Here is a 12353-nt window from a genome sequence, read left to right as displayed (position 1 = left end):
GCTGTGAGCCATAAAAAAGCAAACTTAAGCCGTTTTTTGAAGTAATAAATCTCGCCAGGTAAATGGCCGTGCTTTCGCATCAAGAATGTAGCGCTTGACTGCGCGATTATGCTCTTTTAGAGTTTTAGAAAAGACATGACTACCATCCCCCCGTGCGACAAAATAAAAATAAGGGGTATTAAGTGGGTGCAAAGTCGCCAGCAGTGATGCCTCACTCACCATCGCAATCGGCCCCGGCGGTAAGCCTTTATAACGGTAAGTATTATAAGGCGAGTCTATACGCAAGTCTTTACGCGTGATTTTACCTTGATACTTATCCCCCATTGCAAAAATAACCGAAGGGTCCGTTTGTAAACGCATATTCTTTGCTAAGCGATTATAAAACACGCTGGCAATCAAAGGGCGCTCTCGATTTAATCGCCCTTCCCGCTCCACAAGAGAGGCCAAAATCAAAGCTTCTTCAGGGTTATTTAGAGGCAAACCGACAGCACGATGACGCCAAGCCTTCGCCAAACGCTTCACTAGTAATTTATGCGCACGCTTTAAAATATCCAAATCACTGGTTTGACCTAAAAACCGATAGGTTTCTGGAAAAAACTGCCCTTGACCGTCCAATCCAGCCAAACCTAACTTGGCCATAACCTGCCCAGTAGATAAGCCGGTTAACTCATGATCGAGATTCGGATCTTGATTTAAAGCAGCGAGTAATTGCTGCAATGTCCAACCGGGAATAATAGTGAAATCATAATGCAGTACATCCCCTGTAACCATTTTCACTAATAAAGCCTCGGCACTTAAGCCTGGTGTGATCGAATAATCACCAGCTTGAACCAGTCTGGATTTGCCATGCAGCCAAGCCCAAAATACCCATAATCGCGGATAATTTAATATTTTTTTGTTATAAAGCTCATAGGCAACCGTGTTTAGAGAATCTCCCGGCTGAATACGCACGCGCTCTTTTTTTTCAACATGTAGCGGCTGAAACTGCACGCTGCGTAAGCTTAAATAAGCACCCGATACAAATGAAGCTAATGCGATCAGGCTCATTAGACTTATTAAAATAAATTTTACTTTCACTTTACGCCAAATAAAGTTGTTATTGCTTGTTTTAATTTTAGCGTGGTTTGACAACGAGAGCCTAAGTATTGCCAATTATTACAAGAATATATCGGCCACAAACCAATAATGCTATTGGTTAAGAAGGCAGAACGAGCCTGTTCCAAGTCGTTTAGTGATAATTCATCCTCACTCACATTAAAACCAAGCGCATTACATTGTTCAAGAATAAAGCGACGCATCACCCCTTTAACGCCAGAGTAGGATAAATCAGGGGTTTTAATAGCTCCCGCTGAGTCAATAATAAATAAATTAGTAAAGGTCCCTTCAACTATATTACCTACGGTGTCTAGCACAATGCCTTCAGCAATACTTTTATCTTGCCACTCTGCACGGGCAAGCACTTGCTCTAAGCGATTTAAATGCTTAATGCCAGCGAGCTGCGGCTGACGGGCTAAACGTGTCTGGCATACTCTTACTTTTACTCCGGGATGATAATAATTATTTGGATAGTCAGCCAAAGGGAAACTTGCTAATACCCGTGTCGGCTCTACTATTCCGGCAGGATTATAGCCACGGCCGCCACAACCACGCGTTAGCATGATTTTTAAAATACAGTGAGTTGGAGAGAGCGCTAATAATTCTTCAATTTCCTGATAAAGACGTGAACATACTGGATCAGCCCCAGTAAAACCTAAACGCTTAGCATCCTGGGATAAGCGTTCTAAGTGATAATCTAATAAAATAGCTCGGTTATTTTTGACTAGAATCGTTTCGAATAAGCCATCACCATAACAAAAACCACGCTCAAGGATAGATACCTTGGCGTGGTCTTTTTGTCCATTGACTAAGGCCGCAAACATGGCCGATAGCCTGGAGTCTATACTTTATTGAATAATAAGGTGCCGTTCGTGCCACCAAAACCAAAGGAATTAGAGATCACACCCTCGATCTTCATCTCTTTTGGCGTATGAGGAATGTAATCTAAATTACAGCCTTCATCAACATTATCAAGATTAATCGTTGGCGGTGCGACTTGATCACGAATCGCAAGAATCGAGAAAATCGCTTCAGCAGAACCGGCTGCTGCAATCAAATGCCCTGTCATTGATTTCGTCGAACTGACCTTAATATCAGAACCAAATAAACGTTCAATCGCTGCACTCTCGACTTGGTCTCCAGCAGGCGTCGATGTCCCGTGCGCATTGACATACTGCACTTGCTCTGGGTTCATCTTCGCATCCGCCAAGGCATTACGCATCGCTGTCTCACCACCAATACCATCAGGTAAGGTCATATGATAAGCATCCGCGCTCGCACCAAAGCCTGCAAGCTCAGCGTAAATCTTCGCACCGCGCTTTTTCGCATGCTCGTACTCTTCGAGTACCAGAACAGCCGCACCATCACCTAAAATAAAGCCATCACGGTCTTTATCCCAAGGACGACTTGCCGCAGCCGGATCATCATTACGTTTAGACAAAGCGCGCGCCGCAGCAAAACCACTGATACCAAGCGTTGTCACTGCTTTTTCAGCACCACCTGCAATCATGACATCTGCATCGCCATACGCAATCGCGCGTGCAGCATAACCCAGGTTATGTGTCCCTGTCGTACAAGCCGTCACAATGGCAATATTTGGTCCTTTAAAACCGTGTTTAATAGAAAGATTGCCAGAAATCATATTGATGATTGTTCCCGGAATAAAGAAGGGCGACACGCGACGCGCACCCTTTTCTTGCAAGGTTTCATAGGCTTTTTCTATCGTGCCTAATCCGCCAATCCCTGAACCAATCGCAACACCAATACGTGAGGCATTCTCTTCGGTCACCTCAAGACCTGCATCAGCAATCGCTTCATCAGAGGCCACGAGACCATACTGAATGAACAAGTCCATTTTCTTAGCATCTTTTGGCGCAATATGCGCAGAGGGATCAAAGCCTTCGACCGTTGCAGCAATTTTGGTCGAGAGATCATCAGTATTAAAGGATGTAATCGCTCTTACACCGCTTTTTCCCGCCAAAATGCCATCCCAGCTTTCTTTCACTGTTAAGCCTAATGGCGATACCATACCTAAACCTGTAACAACAACACGTCGTTTACTCAATGTTCTCTCCCAGTCTCAAACAAATTCAAACAAAAGATGCTTAATCTTGACCTTAAGCTGCGTTTTCGCGCTGCTTCACATAGTCCATTGCATCTTGAACTGTTGCAATTTTTTCAGCATCTTCATCAGGAATCTCAGTTTCAAACTCTTCTTCCAATGCCATAACAAGCTCAACAGTGTCCAAAGAGTCCGCACCTAAATCATCAACAAAAGACGCTTCGTTGCGTACATCTTCTTCTTTAACACCTAGTTGTTCTACAACAATTTTTTTAACTCGTTCTTCGATAGTGCTCATCATTTCACCTCAGTTATCAATTAAAACCTAATATAGGTCAGTTACAAATTTTCGCTTATAGTACCACAATCACAGAAAATCAAAACCATTAGGGCATCAACATGCCACCGTTGACATGCAAAGTTTGACCAGTAACGTAAGACGCCTGTTCCGAACTCAAAAATGCCACCATGTGGGCAATATCTTCAGGCTGGCCTAAACGCTTTGCTGGAATATGCTCTAACAGCGTCGCTTGCTGCTCTTCACCCAGAGCATCGGTCATATCCGTTTGAATAAAGCCCGGAGCGATAACATTTGCTGTAATGTTACGACTGGCGAACTCTTGCGCCATCGATTTAGTCACACCCACTAAGCCGGCTTTCGCTGCACAGTAATTCGCCTGCCCCGGGTTTCCCATCGCCCCAACCACAGAACCGATATTGATAATGCGTCCCCAGCGCGCCTTCATCATGCCTTTTAGACACGCCTTAGTCACACGGAAAATAGAAGAAAGGTTTGTATCAATGACTTGATCCCATTCATCATCTTTCATTCGCAACATTAAATTATCACGTGTGATGCCCGCATTATTGACCAAAACTTGAACGGGGCCAAATTCTTTGGTCATTTGGCTAATGGCTGATGTAATCTGCTCAGGCTCAGTGACATTCAAAGCCAGTCCATGACCCTTATAGCCTTGTTCACTGATAAAGCTAGTAATTTTTTCAGCACCCGCTGCTGTTGTCGCCGTGCCAACAACGATAAAGCCTTGACGCCCCAATTCATTAAGTACGGCACGACCGATGCCTCGGCTCGCCCCGGTCACTAATGCTAATTTTTCACTCATGTTAAACTCCATCAAGACTCTTATGAACACATCGCAGCAGCGATGCCTTCTGCTCCCGAAAGCGGTGAGCATTGAACTTGCTTGGCAATACGCTTACCTAAACCCGCCAATACCTTTCCTGGCCCACATTCAAAACAACGTGTAACTTGATTCTTTTCAAGCTCCTTCACTGTTTCGACCCAACGTACAGGGTTATAAAGCTGACGAACCAAAGCATCACGGATTTGCTCAGCATCTGTATAACTTGCAACATCAACATTGTGAATCACAGGAATTTTTGGCGTTTTAATTTCAATATTTTTTAACTCAAGCGCTAACTTTTCGGCTGCTGACTTCATTAAGCTACAATGTGAAGGTACACTCATTGCTAATTTCATGGCCTTACGAGCGCCGGCTTCTTTCGCTAATTCAATCGCTTGATCCACCGCGGCAGCTTCTCCGGCAATGACAACTTGGCCGACAGAATTAAAATTCGCCGCTTCAACAACACCACCCTTTTTTGCAGCCACCTGGCACACTTCAACGGCTTTTTCATCATCTAAACCTAATAGGGCAGCCATCGCGCCAACACCCACTGGAACAGCCTCTTGCATAAAGCGACCACGCGCGGCAACAAGCTTTACTGCATCTTTAAATTCTATAGATTCAGCCGCCACCAGTGCAGAGTATTCGCCCAAGCTATGACCGGCTAAAAAATCCGGCACCTGGCCCCCTTGTTGCTGCCATAAACGCCATAAAGCAACGCTCGCAGTCAATAATGCTGGCTGGGTATACTCTGTTTGATTTAAGCGTTCAGCAGACTCTTCTTGAGTGAGCGCCCACAAATCATAGCCTAAAACACTCGATGCCTCGGCAAAGGTGTCTTGAATAATACCAGTCGTATCTGCTATTTCACTTAACATGCCTGCATGTTGTGAACCTTGCCCTGGAAAAATAAATGCTGATAATTCACTCATAATCGCCTCGTTAAACTCTAACTACTCTGGAATTATTACTAAAAGCGGACTAAGACTGAGCCCCAAGTGAATCCACCACCAAAGGCCTCAAGCAACAACAATTGCTCACGCTGAATACGACCATCGCGAACGGCGACATCCAAAGCTAAAGGAATCGATGCTGCCGAGGTATTCGCATGTTGATCGACAGTCACAACGACTTGATCCATTGACATTGCTAATTTTTAGCGGTGGCTTGAATAATACGTAAATTGGCTTGATGAGGGATCAACCAATCTAGATCTTCTGATTTTAAGTGATTCGCAGCAAGGGTATCAGTCACCAGACGGCCCAGTGCGGTTGTCGCTTCTTTAAAGACCTTACGCCCTTCCATCGCGATATAAGAAGGCTCATCATTGAATTGCTCTGCTGGCGTCCACAGTAGCTCTCTTTGATTACCATCTGCATGTAAATGAGACGATAAAATGCCTGTTTGGCTATCCGCTCCAAGAACGACAGCACCAGCACCATCACCAAATAGAACACAAGTGGCCCGATCATCCCAATCAAGGATACGAGACATCGCTTCACTACCAATCACTAAGGCTTTTTTCGCCATGCCTGAACGAACAAATTGATCCGCAGTTGCCAGCGCATAAATGAAGCCTGAACATACCGCTTGAACATCAAAAGCCGCACAACCTCTCAAACCTAAACGCTGCTGCACATCACAGGCCATACTTGGGAAAACACGATCTGCCGTCGTTGTAGCGACGATGATCAAGTCAATCTCATTGGCACTGACACCAGCCATATCTAAGGCATTTTGAGCGGCAACAGTCGCCATGGACGCTGTTGATTCATCCCCTGAGATAACATGACGCTGGTGAATCCCAGTACGCTCACGTATCCACTCATCAGAGGTTTCCATACGCTCTGCAAGCTCTTGATTTGTTACTATTTGGCTCGGCAAATAGCTTCCTGTTCCCAATATACGTGTATAACTCATAAGCTTTACCCTTCCTTCTTTTCAAGCAAGGCCTGCACTTGCTGCTGAATACGGTTAGGAACATTTTCAATGGCTTCTAAACGCGCCTCTTCGATGGCTGTCGCAAACGCTGAAACCGAGGCACTCCCATGGCTTTTAACCACAGTACCCTTAAGACCTAAGAAACTCGCGCCGTTATAGCGATCCATATCTAATTGATGTTTTAAGCCTTGTAGCGCTGGCATCGCAGTCACCGCACAGAGTTTACGGAATACTGAAGAAGTGAAGCTATCTTCAATTAAAATTTTAATAAGTTTAGCGACGCCTTCGGTCACTTTAAGGGCCACATTACCAACAAAGCCATCACAGACAATAACATCTGCTTGCGCCTTATAAATATCATCGCCTTCCACATAACCGGTATAGTTAAGCATAGAGTTATTAGCAAGAATCTGAGCGGCAGCTTTCACCTGCTCATTGCCTTTGATCTCTTCTGAACCGTTATTTAAAAGTGCCACTCGCGGCTGCTTGATGCCACGAACCGCAGAAACAAGAACAGACCCCATCACGGCAAATTCGTGCAAATGCTCAGCCGTGCAATCGACATTTGCACCAAGATCCAGCATATACACACGCTCGTTAAGAATACTTTGGGGATCTGAGAAATTCATGGTAGGAAGCGCATAAACAATGGCTGGACGGTCAAGGCCAGGGATCATTTTCAAGACAAACCGTGCGGTTGCCATCAAAGCTCCCGTATTACCTGCACTCACACAAGCCTGGGCTTGGCCTTCTTTGACCAAATTAATCGATACACGCATTGATGAGTCCTTTTTGCCACGTAAGGCAAGCGCTGGGGACTCATCCATCTCTACAACTTCTGAAGCATGATGAATAGACAAGCGCTCCGAAGTCTGGCCTGCACGGGCAAGCTCAGCTTCTATAGTGCTACGGTCTCCAACCAGAACAACCTGGATATCATCACATCGTGAGAGCGCTTCAAAGGCCGCAGGGACGACAACCTCGCAACCAAAGTCGCCGCCCATCGCATCTAAAGCAATGGTAATCAAAAAATTACTCTTTTGTTATTGTTATGGATAACTAATTATAAGGTCGATAGTTACTCAACATCAATGACTTTACGACCACGGTAAAAACCATTTGGGCTGACGTGGTGGCGACGGTGCGTTTCACCTGTTGTTGCATCAACAGTTAACGTCGGTCCAGTTAATGAATCATGAGAACGACGCATGTCACGCTTAGAACGTGTTTTACGGTTTTGCTGTACAGCCATCTTTAAAACTCCTAATCACTATTTCACTTTAAGTGACTCAAGCAACGCAAACGGATTCGGTTTTTCAACCACTTCCTCGACCTGATCATCACCAAATGCCCTAGTATACCCATTTGCCTTGCAGTCCTCAATCGGATGCTTAGGCACAAGAGGCATATTAACAATTAATTCATCTTCAATGAGTTCATACAAGGAAATTACACCGCTCTCTTCAATCACTACAGGCTCATAACTCTCTGGTAATCGCTTTGCTTCTTGCTCACCATAAACGGGACTAAAGCAAAAGTCACCGGCCACCTGCTCATTATAGATATCCAAGCAACGCTGACAGCTTAGTTCTAATGAGGCCTCAATCGCCCCATCAAAATACAACAAACCCTGCTCATCGACAGAGCATACAAAATCAGCGTTAATATTGCCATGTTGCCCAGCTAACATGTCACCAAGACGGGGTAACTTCGCTAACGGAACCTGGCCTGTGAATCGCGTGCGATTCTGGCAACTTTTCACAATATCAATCTGTTGCGGTAGTAAATCTTGACTCAACATAAGCACGCAATCATAACGGTAATCTTAAATCTTGTCAAAATAATCCTCTAATTAACAAAACAAGCGATCATATTAAAATTAATTCTAATTTAAAACAAAGACATTATAATCAATAACCACTAAAGCTTTAAAATTAGCAATACAGCACAATAAACACATAGAGAGCACTTATGATTCAACTGTCCTCAGTCAAAAAACGCACGCTCCCCGTCCTTGCAGGTGGCCTGATACTCACAAGTTTCATGTTACAAGGCTGCGTTCCTGCCGTCATCGCAGTGTCTGCAGCCGCCTCGGGCGCTTACGTCGCCCATAATCGCAATCCGCCTTCTGGTGTTTGGGATGATGTCAACTTAGCCTATGACGCCAGACAAAAAATGATCAAGGAAATGCCACAACTAGAAAAAGGCCAAGCCTATAACTATATCAACTTTACCGCCTATAACGGTGCACTGCTTATTACCGGTCAAGTTGCAAGTCGCACCGATAAAGACCAAATCACCAAAATCGCCCTTTCTATTAAACCCCGTGTCGTCTACAACCAACTCACCGTTGGAGCTCCTGAAAGCACCAGCCAAGCAGTTCAAGACAGCTGGATTACCACCAAAGTCAAGACACGCATGGTTGGCAAAGTGGACCCAACCCGTGTGAAGGTCGTCACTCAAAATGGTGCTGTCTATCTACTGGGCATCGTCACTCCATTTGAAGCTCAAGCAGCCACTAAAATTGCCCGCACCACCGATGGAGTACGAAAAGTAGTCAAAGTATTCGATTATGTCGAGCAAAAAAAATTATCACCTCAAGAAGCCGAGCAACAAACACAATAAGATCAAGTCATAAAAAAAGCCTCTGTATCGAGGCTTTTTTATCGCTCTTTTAATTTTTACTTACGCGTTAAGCAACGTCTGAGGCATGTGATTCAAACATATCATCAACTTTCACCTTCACATAGCGCCCAGGAGCTGCTTCGAGGGGCTTAAGGCCACCAGCGTTCGGATTACGAGCAGCGACCTTCTTACCCGAATACTCGGCCACCCAGCTCACCCAATGCGGCCACCACGAGCCTTCATTTTGTTCTGCCGCTTCCAACCAAGCATCCGATGATGGTGGCAAACTATCACTGCTCCAATAACCATATTTATTCTTGGTCGGTGGATTGACCACACCGGCAATATGCCCGGAACCTCCCAGCACAAATTTCACATCACCACCCAACAATTTTGCACCCGCATAGGTCGACTTCCAAGGCGCAATATGATCTTGTTCAGCCGACAAGAAATAACTCGGCACTTTCACTGCGCTTAGATCAATAGGCACGCCATTAAATTCTAAGCCTCCCGGAGTCGTCAATGCGTTTTTCAGATACATATTGCGCAAGTAATAACTGTGCAATTTAGCTGGCAAGTTCGTCGAATCTGAATTCCAATAGAGTAAATCAAACGGGAATGGCTCTTTGCCACACAGATAATTATTCACAAAATAAGACCAAATCAAATCATTTTCACGCAACATATTAAAAGTCAGCGCCATATTGCGGCCACACAGATAGCCTTTTTCGCTCATGAGTTGCTCAAGTTCAGTGACTTGTTCTTCATCAATAAAGACACCGATTTCCCCCGGCTCTTCAAAATCAAGCAAGGTCGTAAAGAAGGTCGCACTCTTAATCCGGTCATCGTTTTTCTTTGCCATATAAGCGAGTGTCGAGGCCAGTAGCGTGCCGCCAATGCAATAGCCAATCACATTCGTCTCTTTAACACCGATTGACTTTTCAATAGCAGTGAGCGCATCAAAAATGCCCTCTTGCATATAATCCGCGAAATTTTCAGCTTTTTGACTACCATCTGGATTAGCCCAAGAGACTAGAAATACAGTTAAGCCTTGGTCAAGCAAGTATTTAACAAATGAATTTTTTCTTGCAAGTCCAAAATATAATATTTATTAATCCAAGGTGGAATAATTAATACTGGCTTTTCATACACTTTTTTCGTCGTCGGTGTGTACTGAATCAGCTGCATGGTTTCGTTTTCATAAACGACCTGCCCGGGTGTGGTCGCAATATTTTTGCCGACTTCAAAGGCTTCTAAGTCGGTCATGCGAATATTTAAAACACCTTTACCGCGCTTAAAATCATCAATCAGGTTTTGCATCCCTTTGATCAGGTTCTCACCCTTGCTTTCGACCATCATCCTAAGCACTTCGGGATTTGTCGCCGCAAAATTACTCGGCGATAAAGCAGCAACAAACTGCCGGGTATAAAAAGCCGCTTGTTGTGAGCGCTTTTCATCCAAATGCTCAAGGTTATTAATCGTTTCGGTAATATGATCTGCCGTCAGCAAATAAGCTTGCTTGATAAAATCAAATAAGGGCATGTTTTCCCAGTCTTCATGCTTAAAACGACGATCTCCCTTACTTGGGCTAATCAATGGAGATACCGGCTTGCCTTCCATAAATCCAAGCATTGTCCGCTGCCACAAAGTCATGTAGTTATTCCAAAGCTGCACTTGTGATTCAACAAAGCCGATGGGGTTATTCATCCAGGCTAGCATGGTATCTTGAACGACTTGCTGTATTTGTTTCACACTCCCCATACCGACATTGCCTGACTGTTGGCCTTCGATAAATTGTGCAAATGCTTTTTGGCTTTGTGCAAACACTTCCTCGGTCATTGTAGAAAATTGCTGCCATTCCTGAGACTGGCCTTTATCGGCGGTTGCATCCGTCATTATCCTACCTCTTCATTCCCAAAACTTATTATCTACCGCTCTATTATACGGAGAGTTTTATCACTATACACCTCCCAATAGCCATTGACCTAGTTTTAGCGATCATCGATAATAGAAAAATACTGATAAATTAGATAGATAATAGGCATATTATGCCCTTAGACGCTGAATTTAGAATCGATGTTATTAACGCTTACGAGGCTCTTAATCAGGCCCTATCAAACTTAGAGCATGCGATTAATAATGACCAGCATTTGCCCTCATGGATAGAAGGCAATCCCAGCGCTCCCCGTCAATCAAGCTACCAAGCCATCGGCCAGCTTGAATATTTATCTGACCAACCTCCTAAAGAAACCCTCATTTGTGCAGGTTTAATTGCAGCTTCGCCTCAAACACTCGATTGTGTCAAACAAGTCAATGAAGCCAAAGTACAGTTCAAGCAGGCCATGCTTGCCTTAAAAGCCGCAAAAATAACCGTTCATGACCCAGCTTTAGTCTCTCATTTTGAAAGCCACTTGCAAACACGCTCAAAGGGCACTCGGAGCCACTTACAGAAAATGGGCCTTGCACGCTTACACCTTAAACAATGTTATCGAAAAATCCCCCTGCTTGAAGAACGTCCTAATAAAATCAGCTGGACCTGGGCCCATACTCGGGCCATCAAGCGTATTAGTGCAGCCGACTGTATCACCTTGCTGCAAAAAAAATGGCAAAGACCCTGGTATTTTACAACAATTAGAAAAGGTACAAAAGCTCCGCTCAGATACACTTTTAGCCATTGTCCAAGAGCTCGCCCCACATTTACGCGCCAATATTGTGTTCTCTAAGGGAGAAGAAAAAAATCGTATTATGCTTAAAGCACCCTTGCCTGTTTTTTATCCGCACGCAACGGGCGATGCATTCCCTGAAATTAAAGCAGCCGGCAATAAGCAAGAGAAGAATCCATTACGCGCACAGCGTACCGATATTAAGATTGACCCTGAGCCCTTTTTACCGGCTATTCGTGCACACCGTTACTTACGTTGAAGCTTCCTCAGCCCCATCAAGCTCTGCCAACAACTGACGTGCTTCATCTTGTTGGCCACTGTCCCCTTGTTTAAGCACATCGCGCAGCACCCTTCTGGCACTATCAACATCCTCTGCTAACACATAAGCCCGAGCAGCATCCAGCTGCGCACTGACTTCATTATCTCCTGCCAAAATATCAACATCCGCACCAACATTACTGTCATCACTTTCTTCTTCAAGGCGAATATCATCAAGCGCTGCCTCAGATTCCTCTTCACCCATTGTCAATGTTGCTTCATCCCCCTCATCAAGGGAAACAGTCTGGACATCTTGATTATCTCCTCCTCCACGCACAGAAACATTAAGATTCACCGCACCTTCTTCTCCTTCTGCAACTTCACCTTCTTGGGCATCTTCTTCGACGAGCTCTAAGTCAGCCTCGGGAGTTTCAGCTTCTGGAGTTTCAGCTTCTGGAGTTTCAGCTTCTGGAGTTTCAGCTTCTGGAGTCTCGACTTCTGGGGTTTCAGCTTCTGGGGTTTCAGCTTCTGGGGTTTCAGCTTCTGGGGTTTCAGCTTCTG

Annotated in this window: 15 protein-coding genes and 1 pseudogene; 3 read left to right on the top strand and 13 right to left on the bottom strand. The window is 44.7% G+C overall.

The window, feature by feature from the left end; all coding sequences use genetic code 11:
* Nucleotides 1–24 precede the first annotated feature (24 nt).
* From mltG to BGC07_RS12160, 10 genes and pseudogenes are all read right to left on the bottom strand, one after another.
* Nucleotides 25–1077, bottom strand: coding sequence for an endolytic transglycosylase MltG (gene mltG / locus BGC07_RS12205; protein WP_077216889.1), 1053 nt, complete (start codon nt 1075–1077; stop codon nt 25–27).
* Nucleotides 1074–1919, bottom strand: coding sequence for an aminodeoxychorismate lyase (gene pabC, locus BGC07_RS12200; RefSeq protein ID WP_069313340.1), 846 nt, complete (start codon nt 1917–1919; stop codon nt 1074–1076). Before pabC ends, mltG begins: the two co-directional genes overlap by 4 nt.
* Nucleotides 1920–1936: 17 nt before the next feature.
* Nucleotides 1937–3160: a beta-ketoacyl-ACP synthase II gene (gene fabF / locus BGC07_RS12195; RefSeq protein WP_069313339.1), complete on the bottom strand. Its 1224-nt coding sequence runs from the start codon at nt 3158–3160 to the stop codon at nt 1937–1939.
* Nucleotides 3161–3212: 52 nt separating this feature from the next.
* Nucleotides 3213–3455 (bottom strand): acyl carrier protein, encoded by a 243-nt coding sequence (gene acpP, locus BGC07_RS12190; RefSeq protein WP_069313338.1) that lies wholly within the window; start codon nt 3453–3455, stop codon nt 3213–3215.
* 88 nt (nt 3456–3543) lie between these two features.
* Complete coding sequence (gene fabG / locus BGC07_RS12185; RefSeq protein WP_069313337.1) at nt 3544–4281, bottom strand: 3-oxoacyl-ACP reductase FabG; 738 nt, start codon at nt 4279–4281, stop codon at nt 3544–3546.
* Between the two features lie 20 nt (nt 4282–4301).
* Complete coding sequence (gene fabD / locus BGC07_RS12180) at nt 4302–5237, bottom strand: ACP S-malonyltransferase (protein ID WP_069313336.1); 936 nt, start codon at nt 5235–5237, stop codon at nt 4302–4304.
* 38 nt (nt 5238–5275) lie between these two features.
* A pseudogene (locus BGC07_RS12175) lies at nt 5276–6225 on the bottom strand (beta-ketoacyl-ACP synthase III).
* Between the two features lie 5 nt (nt 6226–6230).
* Nucleotides 6231–7274, bottom strand: a complete 1044-nt coding sequence (plsX, locus tag BGC07_RS12170; RefSeq protein WP_077216888.1) for a phosphate acyltransferase PlsX — start codon at nt 7272–7274, stop codon at nt 6231–6233.
* A 50-nt stretch (nt 7275–7324) separates the two neighbouring features.
* Complete coding sequence (gene rpmF, locus BGC07_RS12165; protein ID WP_069313335.1) at nt 7325–7498, bottom strand: 50S ribosomal protein L32; 174 nt, start codon at nt 7496–7498, stop codon at nt 7325–7327.
* Between the two features lie 18 nt (nt 7499–7516).
* Nucleotides 7517–8047, bottom strand: a complete 531-nt coding sequence (locus BGC07_RS12160; protein WP_069313334.1) for a YceD family protein — start codon at nt 8045–8047, stop codon at nt 7517–7519.
* A 170-nt stretch (nt 8048–8217) separates the two neighbouring features.
* Here BGC07_RS12160 and BGC07_RS12155 point away from each other — a divergent pair, with 170 nt between their 5' ends.
* The gene (locus tag BGC07_RS12155; protein ID WP_069313333.1) at nt 8218–8871 is read left to right on the top strand and encodes a BON domain-containing protein; all 654 of its coding nucleotides are present in this window, start codon (nt 8218–8220) and stop codon (nt 8869–8871) included.
* A 67-nt stretch (nt 8872–8938) separates the two neighbouring features.
* On the opposite strand, the gene BGC07_RS22400 is transcribed toward BGC07_RS12155, so the two are convergent.
* Together BGC07_RS22400 and BGC07_RS22395 are read right to left on the bottom strand one after the other, a co-directional pair.
* Nucleotides 8939–9934 carry an alpha/beta fold hydrolase gene (locus BGC07_RS22400; protein ID WP_235603137.1) on the bottom strand — a complete coding sequence of 332 codons (996 nt, stop codon included), beginning with the start codon at nt 9932–9934 and terminating at the stop codon, nt 8939–8941.
* Nucleotides 9916–10767, bottom strand: coding sequence for a class I poly(R)-hydroxyalkanoic acid synthase (locus BGC07_RS22395; RefSeq protein WP_235603136.1), 852 nt, complete (start codon nt 10765–10767; stop codon nt 9916–9918). Before BGC07_RS22395 ends, BGC07_RS22400 begins: the two co-directional genes overlap by 19 nt.
* 152 nt (nt 10768–10919) lie before the next feature.
* On the opposite strand from BGC07_RS22395, the gene BGC07_RS12145 reads away from it, so the two are divergent.
* Both BGC07_RS12145 and BGC07_RS22390 read left to right on the top strand, forming a co-directional pair.
* Nucleotides 10920–11594, top strand: coding sequence for a DNA replication terminus site-binding protein (locus BGC07_RS12145; protein WP_235603134.1), 675 nt, complete (start codon nt 10920–10922; stop codon nt 11592–11594).
* On the top strand, nt 11584–11793 hold the full coding sequence (locus tag BGC07_RS22390) for a hypothetical protein (protein WP_235603133.1): 210 nt from the start codon (nt 11584–11586) through the stop codon (nt 11791–11793). The genes BGC07_RS12145 and BGC07_RS22390 overlap by 11 nt, the downstream gene beginning before the upstream one ends.
* On the opposite strand, the gene BGC07_RS20730 is transcribed toward BGC07_RS22390, so the two are convergent.
* The coding region (locus BGC07_RS20730; protein WP_317135128.1) for a FimV/HubP family polar landmark protein at nt 11785–12353 on the bottom strand (569 nt) is incomplete at its 5' end. The genes BGC07_RS22390 and BGC07_RS20730 overlap by 9 nt on opposite strands.

Source organism: Piscirickettsia litoralis (genome assembly GCF_001720395.1).
GTDB classification, from domain to species: domain Bacteria; phylum Pseudomonadota; class Gammaproteobacteria; order Piscirickettsiales; family Piscirickettsiaceae; genus Piscirickettsia; species Piscirickettsia litoralis.
Note: the sequence above shows the minus strand (reverse complement) of the source record. Positions and strands in the feature narration are given on the sequence as shown.